Genomic DNA, 18,687 nt, shown 5'->3' on the forward strand with positions numbered 1-18,687 from the left:
TTGGTTATTGTTTTAGGGGCGTTAGCAATATATCAGTATGGGGAAGGTTACTATAAACCAGGCAATATTAGTGGACTAAACGAGAATTTACAAGGTCAGTGGGACTGCCAATTCTATAGAGGGGCGAGCGGCGGTAAGGCCAACATTAAAATAAATTTAGAAGATGATAAGAAATACACATTAAAGTTTTCGATAACCGTTTATGGAAATAATTCAGGAAATCAAATTTACATCTTGGATGAATATGGGGAATATAATCTAGACAAAGATGAATTGATCTTGAATCAGAAGGGTTGTGAGTTTGAAAAAGTAAGTTCTAATAAAGATGACGCCGTTTACCAGGCTTTACTTTCTCGTTGTGAAGAGCCGACGGTAGATCAATTTAAAATACTAGATTTTACAGACTCACAGCTTTCAATGACACAGAATTTTTCCGAGAAGTATCAGTGTAAAAAAATAAACTGACGCTTAAGTTAACGAATGAGTTTTTCAGTATCGGTAGGGTTAAATATGATCGCTGCTGTTCATATGCGATCTTTTAATCCAATTTAAAATGTAAATCATACTATAAGAGTATAACTATGAAAAAAGTAGAATGCAGTAAAATTACGGTTTTAGACCCAAGCGATACCCAGCATGTGGTTGGTGGCATGAGTATCTCTGACGCGGCGAACACCGCATTTGGTGGTGATAAAGGCTGTGGTTCCGGTGCTCGCGATGCACGAGACGGCAAAATGAGTACCGATATGAATCATTCAGGTGGCTGCGGTTCGGAAGCGGGTAAAAACCGAGGCGGCGGTGGTCGTGGAGGTAGCAGTCGCGTTATTTGTACTCACTTCTATCGTAAAGGAATGCTTGATGCTGAAGTTTGGCGCGCGGACCTTCAGTACACGCAGAACCATCTGTCAGAGACTACCGTACGTGGCTACCATTACTGGGCAATTCCGTACGTAGAGTTGATGCGCAAGAGTCCTCTGGCTGAAAAAATCATGTACCCAATCGCCAAGTATCGAGCGATCGAATTGGCTTACCAAATGAAGATTGTGGAAAAAGGCTCCCTGCGTGGTAAAGCTGTACGTTTAGTCGTGGAGCCTGCTTGTTTCCTCATCGGCTGTGTGTGTAAACAAAAAGATTGGCAAGCACTTTGGCAGAAATAGTGATTTCTGGGCATAGCCACTGGGAACGCTAAGATCAGGTGAAGATTTTAATTCTTCATCCATTTCGGTAAGGGAAGGACGACGATGGTCTTTCCCTTTTTTAAAAGAGACGCGAATGATCTTTCGAAAAGAAGCAATTGAGGCTAAGAAAAATCGTCTCACTGGAAAAATCATTATTCATCAACGGCTGTCGAGCTACCCTTTACATCTGCTTATCTTCGTTACGTTTCTGGCTGTCATTGTTTACCTTTCTCAGTGCAGTTACTCTCGAAAAGAAACCGTGAAAGGGTACTTATTACCCTCCAAAGGTGTTATCAAGGTTGTGTCTGGTCGAAAAGGGGTCTTAGTTCGTTTACTCGTTCAGGAAGGCAGCAACGTAGTCAGTAACCAACCCATTGCTAAGATCAGAGACAGTCAGGGGATGACCGGAGGGGTCGACGTTTCCATGGCACTGAAAAATGAGCTGCAACAGCAACGTCAAGCGCTTCAGTCAGAGTTGAGTATTCAAACTGCAATCTTTGACAAAGAAGAACGTCGAATCGACACACAATTGACGCAAAGAAACCGGAGTCTCAACGCGATTAGAAAAGCAAAGGCCACGAGTTTGTTGCGCTTAGAGCTCAAAGAACAGCAATACGAAAAGAATAAAAGCCTTCACCACAAAGGCTACCTATCGTCGACAGAACTGGCGGTAGTTCATGAGGAGTACCTAGAAGCATTGGAGTCGTATGATAGACTGGAAAAGGAGTTGGCATCGGTACTGGTCGAGATTGACGCGCTTAAGTCCGCTAAAATCTTGCTTCCGGAACAAAGGTTTCTAAAGAAGACGACCATACAAAGAGAAATTTCCCAGCTAGAGACCCAGCAGATCGAACTCGACAACGATTACGAGTTTATTATTACCGCTCCAGAGTCTGGCATGGTCACCGCGATTCAGCCCTCTGTGGGATCTTATCTTACCACCGACACCATTATACTAAGTATCATTCCTCAAAACTCGCCGTTGGAAATGGAGCTACTATTGCCTACGCGCTCCGCAGGTTTCGTCCAACTGGGTGACGAAGTCAGGATTCGGTTCGACGCATTTCCTTATCAGAAGTTCGGATTGGTTAAAGGGCAGGTCACGAATATTGATCAAGCGTTAGTGCTGCCTAGCGATAAAGTGTTTCCGATTAAAACTACGGAAGCGATGTATCGTGTGAGAGCAACATTAGCGACCCAAGCGATAGGGGCGTATGGAAAACAGTTCCCACTTAAAGTCGGTATGATCGCTGAAGCCGATATTATCCAAGAAAAACGTAGCCTACTTGAATGGCTGTTGGACCCGATCTATGCAATCAAAGGAAAGCTCGGATAGTCATGCTTAATCTACCCAAATCTGCTGTTAAATCGCTTAACCCCACGGAACTACTGTCGTTCTCATCTCTCAAATCGGTTCCCCTAATTACTCAGTCAGAAATGTCTGAATGTGGACTGGCCTGTTTAGCGATGATTTGCTCGTACTACGGGTTCAAGGTGGATATCGCGTCGTTGAGAAAGCACACTTTGTCGGCGACGCAAGGAATGAGCTTGAAAGACATTATGGATATTGGAAGCGAGCTGCAGCTGTCTTCACGTGCCGTAAAGTGTGATTTAGAAGATCTTCGCCACCTTTCTACTCCCTGTATACTTCACTGGGATTTGGATCATTTCGTTGTTTTGACCAAGGTGACCAGAAACGCTGTGATTGTCAATGATCCAGCTGTAGGAAAGCGAAAGCTGGGTCTCGAAGAAGTAAGCAAGAGCTTCACTGGTGTAGCGTTAGAGCTTACACCGAGTGCAAGCTTCAAGAAGAAAGATAGTCAGGTGACGATGAAAATCTCTCAATTGTGGGAGAGAATAGAGGGATTCAAGCGAGCATTGGTATCGCTTGTTTGTTTGTCTGTGGTGATGCAATTTGCCGCGCTGATTTCCCCGTATTATATGCAGTGGGTCATTGATTCGGTGCTGCTAAGCAATGACCAACCGTTGCTCCTAGTGTTGGCGATTGGCTTTATGTTGCTGTTGTTTGTTCAGGTGTCTGTCAGTACGTTAAGAAGCTGGTTTATTCTCAAATTTAATAGCATGATGAGCATACAGATGGGCGCCAATTTATTTCATCATCTCTTGCGGTTGCCTATTAGCTACTTTGAACGACGCCATATTGGCGATATCGTTTCTCGCTTTGGTTCCATCGCTTCTATTCGAAATATGCTCACAACTGGGTTGGTCGAGTCGCTTATTGACGGCCTGATGGCCGTCGTTGTTGTCGTCATGATGTTTCTTTACAACGTAAAACTCGCGGCCATCGTTATTGCGGTTGTAGCGACGTCTTATGCGGTACAGCTTGCTTTCTACTACCCGAACCGTCGGTTAACTGCGGAACTGATCCTCGTGTCAGCAAAAGAAGATTCTAATTTCTTAGAAACGTTGCGAGCCATGCAAACGATCAAGTTATTTAGCAATGAAACAAACCGGCAAAACATGTGGCTGAACCGGTTTGCTGAAGTCGTTAACGCGGAGATAAAGTTAGGCCGTATTCAAATCGCTGAGTCCCATGTGAACAAGTTGTTGTTTGGTGTTGAAAACATCCTCGTCGTCTATTTTGGCGCTCTAGCTGTAATGGAAGCTCAGTTGACCGTTGGGATGTTAATCGCTTTTATTGCATACAAGACGCAATTTACTACCAGTATGACGAACTTCATTGATAAATTGTTTTCATTTAAATTGCTCGAACTGCATTTAGAAAGATTATCGGATATTGTGTTTGAAGCGCGTGAAATCGTCCCTTCCTCAGCGGTCTTACCGAAGCAGTTATCCGGTCACATTTGCTTTGACAATGTCAGCTTCCGATATGCAGACAATTTAGATTGGGTGTTACATAAGGTGTCGTTTGAGGTGATGCCTGGTGAAAGCGTGGCATTAGTCGGTCCTTCAGGCTCAGGAAAAACAACGATTATGAAGCTATTGTTGGGGATCTTGACTGTCGATGAAGGGAGCATATATGTTGATGGGGTGAAGATTAGCGATGTTGCCTTGCCTGACTATCGCAGCCGATTTGGTAGTGTCATGCAAGACGACGCCCTGTTTTCTGGAACTCTATGCGAAAACATTACCATGTTTGAGTCTGATTATGATTTTGAACGTCTAGAACAAAGCTGTTTACAAGCCAACATACTGGATGACATTAAGAAACTACCGCTGGGCTTTCATTCTTTAGTTGGCGACATGGGAAATAGCTTCTCTGGGGGGCAATTGCAACGGATCTTCCTTGCTCGCGCCTTATATAAACAGCCACAAGTACTGTGTTTAGATGAAGCAACGAGTCACTTAGACGCAGACAATGAACATCAAATTAACTTTAACATACGCCAGATGAATATGACTCGATTGATCATTGCTCACCGAAAAGAGACGATTGCAACAGCCGACCGCGTGATCAGATTGTAACCGCATCTGTGTCCTTGGGTGAGTGCTAACCTAGGCCAAAGAGTAGGCTTAGGTTAGCTTCAGGTTATCGTGAGCTCTTCGTTAGTAAGAAAAACACAAACAAACCGCCAACCGATGTGGTCACAATACCCAGAGGCAGCTCTTGAGGCGTTAAAATAATCCGAGCGACTAAATCACTGCCGAGGAGAATGAGGCTCCCGAGTAATGCAGATAGGAGAATTAGCTTTTTGTGCAGTGCGCCCGTCAGTGTCCTTGCAATATGCGGCACCATAAGGCCAATAAAGCCAATGATACCAGTCAAGGAAACAAAAATCGCCGTGCTGAAGGCGCAAATGACAAAAGTTAGATTTCTCAACTTAATAGGGTCGACTCCAAGCGTGTAGGCGGTCTGTTCTCCTGCGAGTAGAGCATCAAAATTGCGGTGATGATAGAGGGCATAGCCAAACACGGCAATAAATCCGAGGAATGCCAACCATAGGTTATCCCACCGAGCAAGACCTAAGCCCCCTAATGACCAAAACAATACCGAGTGAGCGGCTCGTTGATCTCCAGAAAAAATCAAATAATTGGTTAACGCGGTAAAGATAAAAGAGACGGCCAGTCCAGCAAGAATAAGTTTCTCTGGTCCTGAATCGGACATTTGCCTCACCAGTGCAATGACAAGTGCGGATGCGGTCATTCCGCCAATAAAAGCCGCAGCAGGCAGTGTCCAGATACCCAGTAAGTTGCTGCCAATGGTGATTACAGCGACCGCGCCAGCTGCGGCCCCCGCGCTTAAACCGAATAAAAAGGGGTCTGCCAAATCATTACGTGTCGTGGTTTGCAGCAAAACACCGACGATACCAAGACCTGCACCTACCATCATTGCCAACAGGGCCCGAGGAAGACGTAAGTCAATGACGATGCTATAGACTGGGCCGAGGTGATTTTCTCCTTGGTAGAACCACAGAAGAAATGCATCGCCCACGGCGCGAAGCGGAATTGTTGTCGAGCCCTGGAGCACAGACAGCGCGGTTAACGCTATCAACGCACACAGTCCAACAATGATGCCACTTTGCATTCGCGTTGTACTGGTCATTAGTCTAAAAACGCTCAGGGTGGATAGCTTTAGCAAGTTTCGCTATCACATCGATATTTGCAGGGCCTGGTGTGAGCTCTGCGTACCTTAGAGCAATGTAGCGCTCGTTCTTGACGGCATCTGTCTGTTTCATAGCGGGATGCTGTTTTAAAAAGTCCATCAATTTGGTCACGCCATTACCATCTTGATAATCTAACAGTAGCAAGAATTGGGGGTTTTTCATGGCGACGTTCTCCCATGCTGTGCGTCCCCAACTGGTTTGCATATCGGCCATGATATTGCGACCACCAGCGGCTTCTATCATTGGTGTTATGATGGCGTACTTCCCGGCTGTAAAGGGTTTTTCTTCCCCCGAGTCGTACAGGAACACCCGTGTTTTCGGCGCACCGTGAACCTTTAGCTGGACATCATTCAGTTGTGACTTCCACCGCTTCACCAGGGAAGCCGCCTGTGTTTGTTTATTAAAAATCTTACCTAGACGCATGACATCGTCAAATAGGAGATCCATGGTGACTTGTGATTTTTGTTTGTCTAAGTGAACACAACTCTCACTGAGGACCAAGGTGTTGATGTTTTTTTTTGCTAGCGTATCTGGGGTGACCTCTCCGCCGGGCTTCATGCCGTAATACCATCCTGCGAAGAAAAGGTCTGGTTCGGCTGCAAGCAAGTTTTCCATCGTTGGGTATTTGGGCGCGAGCTCCGGAATATCTCCTCGCATTTTTTCAAACTCGGGACCTGTTTTATACCAACCAGTGATGCCCGTTAAACCTACAATGCGGTCTTGTAAGTCGAGAGCGAAGGCCATTTCCGCCATATTAATGTCATGGACCACCATACGCTTAGGCGGTGTTTTGAAACTAATCGATTTGCCACAGTTTTCCACTGTAACGCTTGCGTAGGAGGTGACGGATGCAAAAAGAAATCCGAAAAGCAGTATTTTTTTCATATAGTTTCCGTTGATTGAACGTTTCTAAGTAATGGGATATCGAGACAGAGTAGCGAGCGGTGTTCTCGTGGGTGCTGAAAATGATGCAATTCGACGCCAAAGACACTGTCGACTAATGAAGACGTGAGTACGGTCTGTGGCGGTCCAAAAGCGCGAAGTCGCGCACTTTCAAGCACCAATAGTTGGTCGCACATTTGTGCCGCAAGTGATAGCTCGTGCAACACGGTGACGGTGGTGAGTCCCAAATTCACAATGCATGAGAGAACCTCACCTTTTGCTTTTGGATCTAAATGATTGGTTGGCTCATCTAGTAGAAGTACCTCAGGTTCTTGACATAAACTTCTTGCGATATGCGCTTTCTGCCGTTCGCCACCAGAAAGTTGATGCATGGCTTTGTTCGATAACTGTTGCAGGTTCATGGTTGTTAGTGCTTGTTCAACACTCGTGTTGATGGCTTCTAACGAGCGATGGCTTTCATAAGGAATGGCGCCAAGCCGTACATAATCTCTTACCGATAATCTTGGATCTGGTGTTTCATGTTGATTCACGACGGCTATTTTTGTCGCGCGCTGCCTAAGTGACAATTGACGGAGTGGGATCGCGTCATAGTGTACTTCGCCAAACGTTGGACTCAAGATACCAGCAAGTAATCTGAGTAGAGTACTTTTCCCTGAACCGTTTGGGCCGATGACGGCCAAGTTTTCACCTTTCATTAGCTCAAACGTGGCACTATCGATAATTGGCGGAGAATCACCTCGGTGGTAGCCAAGTCCTTGTACTTGAATCTTTGGCGGAACAATCACCTTGGCGTTGTCATTACCAGCTGCGATGCAATATTCGATTGACTCCTCATCAGCGTGCGGAGTAGTGGTTGAAAAATGAGTCATAGCTCATTATATCCATAATTCTATGATGATTGTAATGTTATAACATAACATTTATGGGTTTGGGAGGGATTAAATGGGTGCACCAATCATTCATGAACGAGGTCGCAAGACAAGCGCCACCTTCGTTAGAGGGTGGGCAGCCTTACATTTGCGCTACTTTGATAATACGGGACTTATGACCAGTCGAGTCGAGTGGCAGTAACTTCCTGATTAACACACTCTCCACACATTTCGTCGTATGTGTTGTGCTCGATCAGCGTAATGGATGCATAATTGTTGTGCGCCAAATGAGCGCGTGCTTGCGATAGGTTCTGGTATTTGATGAATGCGTCAGTGTTAGAGCGCAGAATTCGGCGTTCGTCTCCACGGATTTCTACCGCTAGATAACATCCGCCCTCAATTAGTTCCAATTCTAAGTCCATTGTGCTGCTCCTGAATCAAAAAAGGCCGTGTTTGGTTATTACGTCTTTTGGGGCAATTAAGACCAACGCTGGCCTAAAAAGTGGAATTGATGACATAGGAAGTCAAAGGGTCGACGACGCGGAAGTGTCTATGAGTGACAGGCTCCAGACAGTTCACCAGAGACGTTCATCTTAAATCTTTCCATTTCTTCCTATTGTCACCATAAAATGGTCTTAAATGCCTATCACGTGCGCATCGATCTTTCGTTACCATGGGGTAGATTCAGAAATTAGCCCCTCTAGTGTTACATGCAGTCAATTCCCGTAAACTTTCTCGATAAAGTTAAATTTGAAATCAATAAGCGCAATCATCCTCAATACTTCATTCAATTTTGGCAATGGGAAGGTCAATTAGACAGCCTACGTTTGCAACAGGCCCTTGATAAGGTGTATCAGCAACTTCCAAAACTCTGCCATCGATTAATGGACGAAGAGGCGAGTTATCGTTATGTACCATGTCAGTACGACAATACGTTTGTTATTAGACAGGCACGTAAATCGGCGATTGAAACCCTAAAGGCTGTGCTCGGTGCCGAGCTGGATCTGATCGTTGGTCAATCAGCCAATGCGCCTGTGATAATGCTTAAGATTGATACACCGGATGGGGCGGGTACCTTACTGTGCCTTCTGTTTAATCATGTATTTTGCGATGGGCCATCGGGCTACCTCATTAAAGAACTTTTGGTGTCGAATTATAATGGAATGCAGAGCGACTTACCTTCAGTCATAAAGAGCATTTCAGATGAAGAGTTCATTGGCCAACAAATCAACGACCGTGAGTTGTTCAACAAGCAATTGGAGGATTACCAATCGCAGTCGAGAGCGTATTTATCGGATGCGAATTCCGTGCATTTGTTCTATCGCGAAGGGGACTCAAATACGGTCAATTTTGACTATTTTGAGATCGACACTGACCACATTGTTCGAACGCCAGGGATCTCACTAAATAGTCTGATCTCGACGGCAATTGCAAAATCGATACTTGCGCTTAAGGCCTCGACCCTTAAGGGCAGCATCTCAGTTTCAGTTACTGCTAATGTACGCCAGGAAGAGAGTAAACTGCTGGGAAATTACGTGAGCGCTATCCCCGTGAAACTCGACGATTCAGATATGCGTTTGATGAGCCAGGCTTTTCAGCAACAAATTGATCGGGTGACGATGGCACCTCAGCGCATGTTACTGTCATATGCCAACTTTGCCCGTGGTTTTGCTCAAGCTTCGCCCCAACAATTGATGGAGGGGTTTCGTCTAATTAGCACCAAATCTAACTGCTATATTTCAAATTTTGGTCACTATAATCGTAACGATAACGAGGCGCTGACATTTTGTGGTACTCAGCTGGTTAAAGCGGGGGGATTTAACTTCCCACTTCAGGGGCACTATGGCTTGATATTGACATTGGTGCCCTACGGCGACAGAGTCGGGCTTGGCATTGCAGCGTCTGATTCAGTCTTAAATGCCAATGACCTCGAACAGTTTAAAGCCCTGGTGAGGCAGCAGCTTTCTTCATTACAAGTGGCTGTGTGAGACAAACGATATAACGCTATTCGCATCGAGAGATTATCAAAGTCCAACCATTGGTTTGTTATGAAAGGCGCTCTCTACTTTGGGCGTCTTTCTTCTTTTGCGCTTGCGGCAAAATGTGCTCAAGGGAATTACGAAAAAACTCCACGAACAAACGTGTACGTTTTGGTAAATGCTGGCGTTTTGGGTAGAGGATATACAAGGGTAAGATCGCGCTCGTTTGCCATTCCGGAAGGAGCTGTACAACCTGTTGCCGCTCAGTCTGCGGCAACTTTGACAGTGCAAACTCATCCAACATCGCCACGCCACACCCCTTAACCATAGCATCAACCATAGATGAAACTAAGTTTACGCTAAACCCACCAGTAAGTTTGATGTCGGCCTTTTCATTGCCAGTAGCATGGTGAAACGTCCAGTGATCTAACGTTAGGTCAGTGTTTTTGTACAGGATATGGGTAAGTGTGTGCAGTTCATTGGGGTGCGTTATTTGACCATGTTGTTTCACGTACTGCTGATGGGCATACGGCTTGCAATCAAGTGAGCCAAGGCGATGCCCAACGTAACCCTCCGGTGGAGTGTCCGTCAGAAAAAACGCCACATCGAAGCCCGCTTCGATGAGGTCAAACGGCGTTTCGGTGAAAATGACTTCGATCTTGATGTCTGGGTAAGTTCGATAAAACTCGACCAAGGGTTCCGTTAAGAGCAGTGACCCAAACGACGCTGAGGCGGCGACACGCAGTTTCCCAGCAGCGTTTTCACTGAGGCATAGCTTTTCGTTGATCACTTCCGCGCTTTCAAGCAAGTGTTTCGCTTGCTTATAGAACTCCACTCCATCGTAAGTCAGGTTGAACTGCCGAGTGGTTCGATGAATAAGTTGGACTGACAGCAGCGCCTCTAATTGCCGTAATTGTCTACTCACGTGCGCATTGGAGCAACTCAGTCTCCTTGCTGCGCCAGCAATGCTTTTTTCTTCACAAAGTGCAACGTAAATGGGGAGGTAGGGAAGCCATTTTATTTCCATATGGTAATTCTGAGTTTTTAATTTCACACAACAGGAAATAATAGGGGTTATTTACACTCTCGGCAACAAGCAGCAGAGAGTGCATGGCAATGAGGACTTTTCAAAATTGGCTAGAGAGCCAGAATCTAAAAGAACACGTAAAGAATCCGAATATCGAGGTCGGTGACTTTAGCTACTATTCCGGTTTTTACCATTCAAAATCTTTTGAAGATCAGGCCGTACGGTACTTGTTAGGTGATGCTTCTACTCAAGACGAATGGCACAGTGGCCAATTTGGTAAGGTTGATCGCTTACACATTGGTAAATTTTGCTCAATCGCTTCTGGTGCAACGTTTATGATGGCGGGAAATCAAGGTCATCGATTAGACTGGGTATCAACATTTCCATTTTCAGAAGACGTGTTTGGACAAGACGTCAAAAACGGTTTTCTAAGAGCCGGGGATACTGTTGTTGGCAATGATGTTTGGATTGGCAGTGAAGCGATGATTATGCCAGGCGCCAAAATTGGCGATGGTGCTGTGATAGGGGCGAGAGCCGTGATTTCAAAAAGCGTAGATGCCTATACCGTTGTTGTGGGTAACAATATTGTTATCAAGCAGCGGTTTGATGAGGAAACAGTAACGCTTTTGTTGGAGCTCAGATAGTGGGATTGGCCTTTAGAGCATATCCAAGGCGCAATGAAGTCGCTGTGTAGCGGACGTATCGACGAACTTGAACGTTACTATTTAGAAAACGTGAGAGGGTGAGCATATGTACGGGCGACGCAGAAAACATTAATCATTCTAACGTTGTTGGTTACTGGATTTCGGTCGCGGCTGAGTTCTTTCTCGCCGCTAAAACCGAGCACACCAGTTTATCGTTGCTAGTGGCAACACTCGTGGGGCCGGATGCTTTCACCTCGTGTTTTGGGTCGAGGCGCTTTGCACTAGACTGCCGTGCTTATCATTGACAATGAAGTGACAGGTAGCGTACATGTCTTAGCTACACGCACTTGGGGTGTGCGATCCACTCTGCTCCGCAACCGCTGAAAGGTCTGACTGCCACTCTGCACCGTGCGGCGTTGGGAGGACCGGAGTCTCAGGTAGGGTGAAGTACTCGAGACGTACTCGCCAAGCAGAGAAAACTTTAGCGGTATGTGACATGTTGATCACGCTCGATACTCGTCCATCACGGCAACCAAATTCTCCAGTGAGAAGCCTAGTTCTACCGTTAGATGCAAGGGTATCAGTTCTGCGCCCAAACAGAAGTTTATCTATGGCTGCACAGTTGATTATTGATGAGCTTCAGAGAGCACTTACTGAGTATGATTAGTCGCTCATCCACGTGTTTCCCTAACACACTTCTGTCCAGAAATGGCTGGAACTGAGACGACCCGCAGCGTAACTATTGAGCGACTTTGTCATGTGTTTCATTTCGTCATTTTAGCGTGCAACTTAGGAGTGAAAGTGCCTCTGAATACGAAAAACTGCGCGGTCAAGTCAACACCCCTAGCCCCTTCAATAGGGGCATTTTTCAACGATAATTTAGACTCTTAGCGAAAACAAAAACTGATAGGAAAATATTCTAGAAAAACGCCACTGTATTTCTAAATCTTCACTACACACCACGCTAAATGACTTCGTCATGTAAATGGTGTTCAAGTATGAGGAAATTTCTAAATATCAGTTACTTAAGATCCTTCAATGCTTGGATTTATCGATTTTCGAATTATTAAAATCAGCATTCATTCTAAGTTTTATTCTTAGTACACTTGTACTGTAAATGTACTGGTTTCGTACTAATTCTTTGCGTATCAAGGGCTAGACGTTGATGTTCTGTATTTTAGGACGTTTCCTAATAAAAAATTAGTACACTTACAGCATTGTTTTATATCCACTTGGTTGTATTGGCGCCAATTGTGTAATAGACATTAGTACACTCAGTGTTTCTCTCGTTGAGGGAGAGGACATGCGATTTAGTACATTTTTAGTACATCGAGTTGATACAGGAGTAGACGCTCATGGGTCGTCCCAATGTCATTCAAGTTCCGCTTAAGGATCTCGAACAACGCTTTTACGCGTACATGAAGAAAGAACAGATCACGAGCAATGCAGAGGCGGGGCGAAACTTGTTTGACCTCGCTTTGCGTATCTTGGAGAACGATGATGAGGGCGTCACCAACAGGCAACTGCTTGAAGAAATCTATATTCAGACGAAAAAGAGTGGGGCGGTGATTAATATGGTTCATGGCCAAACTTACGATAGGGATAAAATGAAACAGGTGGAAGTGGAAGCTGCGGAAACGAGGCGGGGAATCGTTGATGGTGTGGTGGAAAGGGTCAAAGAATGGTTAGCGAAATAAAAAAGGGAGCTGAAGCTCTCTTTTTATCGCCCTCTATCTAAGGTGAAATCTTTATCAATCTCTCCTTTTTGTGGTAGCTCATATGGGTTGTGGTTAAGAGTCTCAAAGCGTTCTTTTAATCGGTATACCTCTTTAGAACGCTCTTCTGGTAACTTACGGTCACTGCCTGAGACATCATCGTTAACGATATCTTTATGGTGATTCAACGCTGCGTTTTTCATCTCTTTTTGAATGTCTTTCCCTTCGATAAATGACAGTACCTTATTGGAGAGTGCTGATTTGATTTTATCAATGTGGTAGCCAGAGACAGTCTCTTTACTTTCCAGTGCGATGATCACCCGTTGCCTCAGTTCCTCATCAGGCATTTTGACGATGTCTTTTGGGTTATTGACTATATAAATATCAAACTCGCCGTTGGTTGCTTTCTGGATATTGAATGCCTCATAAAGCGTATTCGTAATAATGCTCGTGTTCGCCTCCTTACCATGGTGAAATTCAGTGTAGTTACCCGACTTACAACCAAGCGTTCGAGAAATGACGCCTAAGTCTGCAAGATCACCATCGCTTTGTAGATAGGTAATTTCTATTCCTTGCGTGCGCTTTTTTCTATCGTGAATATGGGTCAGCATAGCAGGGTAGGTTGACTGGGTTTCAGATGAATAGACGGCGGGATGAAACCGAATATTTCTTTTTCCTTCCGTGTTGAAATCCTTCGAATTTAAAAGTATTTCCGCAGGCGTGCCTTTTAGGGGTATCGACTGGTTCCAGTATTCTTTCGCATAACCAATAAATTTTGCCGTTCTGTCCGTCAAGGTTTGGGTTAATTGGTCGTGCGCAGGGTTCTCGCTGAGGCCACATTTGTCCTTGTCGTTTATGAGCTTGTCGGCGTGGTACAAAGCCGCCTTATAGTTTATGGCCTCTCTACTCATCAATAAATTGATTAAAGTGCCTTGCTCGCCAGTCACGTTATCTTTGAAATGCCCCCTAAACTCCCCGGTTAATTGTATCTCAGTCGTTTCTCTACCTTGCCCGAATACCATTGTATGCTTATTGGACTGGCTCTTATTCGGTGTGCCAAGCAAGTGCATCGCCAGAGATTCGGTAAATTTAGGTAGGGTTTCTTTGATGTGTTCAGAGAAGCAACGTGCATCAAATTCACCGTTGATATCGTGGTATTTGGGATTCTCCTTGGGGAGTGGGGCGTCGTTGAAGTATTGCATGATAATAGGTGTTTTCCCTTGTTGGGTTTCCAGCGCACTCGCTTTGTTGGTGTCTTGGTTGATCCATTGTTTCAGCATCGCTTTGGGGTGGTCGGAATAGATTCTGATATGTTGACTCGCCCTAGTTTGGTCGATACCTGCGCGGCGAATGTCGGTGAGCGCGCCTTTCCCTTTTACTACAGCTATCACGTGGAGATACGTTGAGCCCTGTGCCATATCGGCGGTTTTTGTGTAAGCGTAGTCCCAGTGGCCATCGCTTAACGACTTTGGGTCGAGACACAATCGTTGCCCTTCCACATTCAGTGCCTCTATCAAACCGTTGGATGCCGTGATGACGGTGTAGGTCTGGTTGGCCACAATTCCTCTCTTCTTGTCCGTGAATCGAGTCAGTATCCTTTCTCCGACGGAGATGGGTTGAACGCTGACCGCCAACACGTTGGTAAACTGGTGTGAACGGTGGCGCGGCAGAAAAGGGCTCAATTGGTTCGTTTGTGGGTCGCGTAACATCACGACGCCGTTTTCCTTATCAACGGATTCTATCGTCGCGTAATTTCCTGGTTTGGTAGAAACGGCGAGTCCTTTTTGATAGGGCAACATCGTCGAGAGCTCTGCTTTCGAAGCCCCGGTTTGACGAATGCGAAGGACGCCAATGTTTTCTGAACCTAAGGTTCTCTCTTTGATCAATCCCGTTCTGATTTGGTAAGCAATCTGATCGCGCTCGATGTTGGTGTAAGCAATGATGAGTGTGTTGTTACGCGTTTCAGGGGTTCGAGCGAGATAGTCTCGAGCAACACACCCCGGTAGCATTTGCGTCGCTTCTTCTTGGGCTTTGACCTGATCTTTGGCGTCTTCGTTGAGTGTCGAAACCACATGTTCACTTCTGTGCGTGCCTTCTTCTTGTGTGGCCTGTTGTGCCAGTTTGTCTAAGGAGCTTTCTGGTTGCTTGTCGATGATGTTATGGACCGCGCCCTGAAGCACCGCCTTCTGCTGCCTAACGATATCGGTCATAAAGGCCACTTTGAGGGCGCTTTGAGAAATGGCAAGCTCAAATGGCTTGCCCGCAGACAGGGGTTGAAGCTGCTCTTTATCCCCCAAGAAGACGGCTTTTGCGTCGGCTCTGGTGACGATATCCACAAATTCTTTCGCTTGTCGGTTGCTGACCATGGAACTTTCATCTAGGAGGAAAAGAGCATTGCTGTACTGCTGAGGCTCGATGGCCCCTCGGCGTACATCAGACAGAAGGCTTTCCAGGGTTTGGGCTTCGATGCCTTTCTGTTTGAGTTCGGAGACGGCGGCGTGGGTTGGTGCAAGACCGATGATCTGGTTCGGTGAGGTGGTGCCCGCACTCAGCGCTTGCTTGACGAGAGGCATGCCCGTTTCTAGCATGGTGGATTTCCCTGTTCCTGCTAAACCTTGGATGGCAATAAAGCGATCTTCTGTGGTGGCTATTAATGTGACACCGTCACATTGGCCTTGGGTCAGATGCGTTTGCTCAGATAAAAAGCGCCGTGTGTCGGCGGGAGTCGCGTAGGGAATGACTTGTCCTTGGCCCTTTTTCAGTGCCTCGATGATCGTGTGTTCTGTCTCGATGGCTGCCTGGGTTGTCCAACGTGTGCCATCCTGATATTCAGCCGAAAGGAGATCCGACTTTTCATTTAAGAGCTGTGCCACTTCTTCTTTTGTCACCGCTTGCCCCGCCTCTTCAAAAGCGAAGCGAACCGCTTCTTCTACCAGTTGCTTTTGCGTGAATCCGGCTTCACGTTCACTGATGTGGTGGATCGCAAAACTCACCGCGCGCTCGATGACAGGCAGTTCCACTGTCCGTTCTGCCAACGCCGAACAGACATCCCGCTGAATACCTACCGCCGTGTGGCGGGTAACAAAGCGGTCGTTTGTTGCTCTGGATTCTAACACCCGAGTAATGGCCGACGGTCTATGCTCCATTTTCTGCATTGCTTGCTCCGTTTTCACTTTGTTGTCGGTGTAGATATCCAGGGCTTGACCATTTTGGGATATTTCGTTGATAAGCGTGCTAGTGAAGACATAGCTTTTTCCAGAAATCATCACATGGTTTTTATCTGGTTCGAGCTGGCTGGCCCGTTGTACATACCCGTACTGAATTGGGCTGTCTCTCAGCGCTTTACTGGTTGTCTCGAGCGTTTCACCCATTGGGGTTTCTAGTGTTAAGGTGTCGCCTTTCACTTGGGAAACGGAGTAAGATGTATTGGCTTCCAGCCCAGAGGCAAAGTGACGGCCGAGTGAGACAATCGATTCTCCAACTGATAGGTTGATCGTTCCTGACTCAAAGAGCTGAGGTTTAAGCTTTTTAAATACCGCACTTTTGACATTGAATGTCTTGACCTCGCCCGTTGACTTGTCCATGAGATCGATGGTGTTGCTTTTTCGGGATAGGCCAGAAATGAGCCACTCAGATGGCTGCTTGTCTTTCCAACTTTTCACCGTCATTCCAGTACGATAGTGAGCGACCACTTCGCGTTGCGCGTCATTGAGTGAAACAGGCGTTTGGGTTTCCACGCTGATCTCGCTTCGGGCAAGCTGCCCTTGGTTCTGAAGGGTATGTCTGATCTCATGAGTCAGAGTGGTGATTTCTTTTTGTGAAGTGGCCAAGACTTGAGTGTGGGATTTGTCGGAAAGCGCGGCGTAGTGTTTGGCGATAAGGAGGGCGTCCTGTTTATGCAGTTGCACGTGCGTGCTGGTCCTTCGATGGTTCACCCATTGTGTGATTTTGACGTTGCCTTTGCTGTACAGGGTCATTGCCGAGTGTGATTTGAAACCCTGCCTCGCGGATGTTCTGTTCAGGAAAACCATTTTCGTGTTGGACTTTTTCGCTTGCTTAGTAATGGCCAGTAAATCAGTGGCGCTGAGCTTGTGCGCGTTATCGATCAGGATGACGTCCTTATTGGTAAATGGGGTGTCGCCAGATAAGAACGCTTGCAAATGGTGATGCTGTGTCGAGTTGAAGTAGTTTCTCACCCAGTCACTGACACGGTGATTTTGCGCAATGACGTTTTTCTCTCCGCGTTTTCGGTCTGCGCTGTTGGAAGAGACTAGATGGACGCGCTTTTGAGATTGCGTTCCAACATGTTGGAGGTGCGAAGCGATCGATTCAGTTGGGCCAAACACATTCACGACTTGAAACTGCTTAGTGGACGCAAGGATGTTTTGGATTTTCTGAGTACTGTTCTTGCTCAGATTTAAGTCATCAAGGGCGGTTTGGTTCGGGTGAATTCGCATGTGCTGCGAGCGACCTTCGGTTGCCGTGAGTAGGCGTGTTTCTGTTTCAATCATCGCTTGGGTGGTGTATTGCCCTTTTTTGTCTAGGCTCACCCATTCACCCTTAGCGATTTTTTCTTCAGCAGCGGCTTTAAGATCGATAGCGTTACCTTCCCCACCGATGCTGAATTCAGAGACTGCTTTTTCAATAGCGGTTTCTAGTGAGAAGGCACTTTGATACAGAACCAGATGATTAACGGTGCGGTCGAGGGTTGCGTGAAGATGGGCCCCTTTCGTTACTTGCACTTTAGCCATGGCGCCTCCGGCTTTAGCCTGAGCGACCACGTTGTGAATATCAAAGTCCGTCGCTTTGATTTCTTGTTGCCACTTGTGGTGAAGGGAGGAGCCACTGGCATAACTTTTGGGCTTGCGGGTGTTTTTTGCGATTAAGTCCCGAGTTGCCAATGAATTAAATTCCAGCTCTTGGGCTTTCTCTTCAATTTGTTGCTGGCGCTTCGAAAAGAGGGTTAGGACATTGTCAGGAACGGCGGTGATTTCAAATTGACCATTGCCTGTACCTCTGATGGTGTAGCCGGCTTGTTCAGCAAGCTTGGCGTACTGACTTTGATAAAGCATGCCGTAATATTTTTGTGAGGCATAGAGCCGTTCCGATGACCCATTAATGACTCCGTCTTTCTGGCGTAAACACGACGCAAGGGCGCGCAGTTTGCCTTCATCATCTCGCGTCATGTTCGCGGCCAGTGCGTGTGTATGCAGTTGCGGATCGTCTTCACGACTGGTTTTATGATGCACGGCGGCAAAGAGCATTTGTCCGGTGTTTTCGAAGGTTTGCTTACCTTGTTCATCGGTGCCTTTCACTTGAGCCACGTCTTTCTCCAGTTCCGAAAGTGCGAACTTCACCGCTTGATGGTGGGCATTGAGTAGACGTTCATCTCCGCCAACGAGCGCTAACAGGCTGGCCGATTTTGGGGCAGAGAAGGTGATGTCAAAGCCAGGTCGGTGTTTATCACGTTTGCCGTGAACCGTCTCTTCTCCCCAATGTCCTTGCAGGGCTTTTTCCAAAGTGGTTTGATTGATTTCTTGACCTTCCATTCCCGAGTGTCGAGCGATGGCTCCTAACCATTGGGTATTTCGGTTGTCACTATTCTCTTTAAGGTAATAATTGTCCTCATTTCCTTTTTCCAGAGAAAGGTTAGGAAGGTCGTGGTGCTTTTCTTCATTGAGATAATACTCGGCGTTTTTTTTGGGGTTAGAGAGGGCAGTAATCGATAGCATGAGAGTTCCTTAATAACCAGAAAGCTTCGAGTCAGGTTAGTGAACGGCACTCGG

13 protein-coding genes and 1 pseudogene are annotated in these 18,687 nt (G+C 46.3%); 8 read left to right on the forward strand and 6 right to left on the reverse strand.

The genetic code is table 11. The annotated features are described in order from the left end of the window. The 4 genes from LYZ37_RS22950 (at position 1) to LYZ37_RS22965 (ending at position 4,625) form a co-directional block, all read left to right on the forward strand. Positions 1 to 465, forward strand: coding sequence for a hypothetical protein (locus LYZ37_RS22950; protein ID WP_272240770.1), 465 nt, complete (start codon positions 1 to 3; stop codon positions 463 to 465). A 116-nt stretch (positions 466 to 581) separates the two neighbouring features. Beyond that, positions 582 to 1,157, forward strand: coding sequence for a hypothetical protein (locus LYZ37_RS22955; protein ID WP_195877685.1), 576 nt, complete (start codon positions 582 to 584; stop codon positions 1,155 to 1,157). A gap of 115 nt (positions 1,158 to 1,272) precedes the next feature. Then, positions 1,273 to 2,514 (forward strand): HlyD family secretion protein, encoded by a 1,242-nt coding sequence (locus LYZ37_RS22960; RefSeq protein ID WP_272788488.1) that lies wholly within the window; start codon positions 1,273 to 1,275, stop codon positions 2,512 to 2,514. 2 nt (positions 2,515 to 2,516) lie between these two features. Next, positions 2,517 to 4,625: a peptidase domain-containing ABC transporter gene (locus tag LYZ37_RS22965; RefSeq protein ID WP_272788490.1), complete on the forward strand. Its 2,109-nt coding sequence runs from the start codon at positions 2,517 to 2,519 to the stop codon at positions 4,623 to 4,625. A 64-nt stretch (positions 4,626 to 4,689) separates the two neighbouring features. Here the strand turns inward: LYZ37_RS22965 and LYZ37_RS22970 are convergent, their stop codons facing one another. The 4 genes from LYZ37_RS22970 to LYZ37_RS22985 form a co-directional block, all read right to left on the reverse strand. After that, positions 4,690 to 5,703: a FecCD family ABC transporter permease gene (locus tag LYZ37_RS22970; protein WP_272788491.1), complete on the reverse strand. Its 1,014-nt coding sequence runs from the start codon at positions 5,701 to 5,703 to the stop codon at positions 4,690 to 4,692. Positions 5,704 to 5,707: 4 nt separating this feature from the next. Continuing rightward, positions 5,708 to 6,649 carry an ABC transporter substrate-binding protein gene (locus LYZ37_RS22975; RefSeq protein ID WP_272788492.1) on the reverse strand — a complete coding sequence of 314 codons (942 nt, stop codon included), beginning with the start codon at positions 6,647 to 6,649 and terminating at the stop codon, positions 5,708 to 5,710. After that, positions 6,646 to 7,536, reverse strand: a complete 891-nt coding sequence (locus LYZ37_RS22980) for an ABC transporter ATP-binding protein (protein ID WP_272788493.1) — start codon at positions 7,534 to 7,536, stop codon at positions 6,646 to 6,648. Before LYZ37_RS22980 ends, LYZ37_RS22975 begins: the two co-directional genes overlap by 4 nt. 173 nt (positions 7,537 to 7,709) lie before the next feature. Next, positions 7,710 to 7,958, reverse strand: a complete 249-nt coding sequence (locus LYZ37_RS22985; RefSeq protein WP_171321843.1) for a DUF6482 family protein — start codon at positions 7,956 to 7,958, stop codon at positions 7,710 to 7,712. A 288-nt stretch (positions 7,959 to 8,246) separates the two neighbouring features. Here LYZ37_RS22985 and LYZ37_RS22990 point away from each other — a divergent pair, with 288 nt between their 5' ends. After that, entirely contained in the window at positions 8,247 to 9,524 is a 1,278-nt protein-coding gene (locus LYZ37_RS22990) for a WS/DGAT domain-containing protein (RefSeq protein ID WP_272788494.1), read from the forward strand. A 58-nt stretch (positions 9,525 to 9,582) separates the two neighbouring features. On the opposite strand, the gene LYZ37_RS22995 is transcribed toward LYZ37_RS22990, so the two are convergent. After that, on the reverse strand, positions 9,583 to 10,542 hold the full coding sequence (locus LYZ37_RS22995; protein ID WP_272788495.1) for a LysR family transcriptional regulator: 960 nt from the start codon (positions 10,540 to 10,542) through the stop codon (positions 9,583 to 9,585). Between the two features lie 89 nt (positions 10,543 to 10,631). Between LYZ37_RS22995 and LYZ37_RS23000 the strand changes: the two are divergent. The 3 genes and pseudogenes from LYZ37_RS23000 (at position 10,632) to LYZ37_RS23010 (ending at position 12,883) form a co-directional block, all read left to right on the forward strand. After that, a pseudogene (locus tag LYZ37_RS23000) lies at positions 10,632 to 11,288 on the forward strand (CatB-related O-acetyltransferase). Between the two features lie 340 nt (positions 11,289 to 11,628). After that, positions 11,629 to 11,853 (forward strand): hypothetical protein, encoded by a 225-nt coding sequence (locus tag LYZ37_RS23005; RefSeq protein WP_272788496.1) that lies wholly within the window; start codon positions 11,629 to 11,631, stop codon positions 11,851 to 11,853. A 688-nt stretch (positions 11,854 to 12,541) separates the two neighbouring features. After that, complete coding sequence (locus LYZ37_RS23010; protein WP_069669869.1) at positions 12,542 to 12,883, forward strand: hypothetical protein; 342 nt, start codon at positions 12,542 to 12,544, stop codon at positions 12,881 to 12,883. A gap of 23 nt (positions 12,884 to 12,906) precedes the next feature. Here the strand turns inward: LYZ37_RS23010 and traI are convergent, their stop codons facing one another. Next, positions 12,907 to 18,633, reverse strand: a complete 5,727-nt coding sequence (gene traI / locus LYZ37_RS23015; RefSeq protein ID WP_272788497.1) for a conjugative transfer relaxase/helicase TraI — start codon at positions 18,631 to 18,633, stop codon at positions 12,907 to 12,909. Between the last annotated feature and the right edge of the window lie 54 nt (positions 18,634 to 18,687).

It is taken from the genome of Vibrio tubiashii, assembly GCF_028551255.1.
GTDB classification, from domain to species: Bacteria; Pseudomonadota; Gammaproteobacteria; order Enterobacterales; family Vibrionaceae; genus Vibrio; species Vibrio tubiashii_B.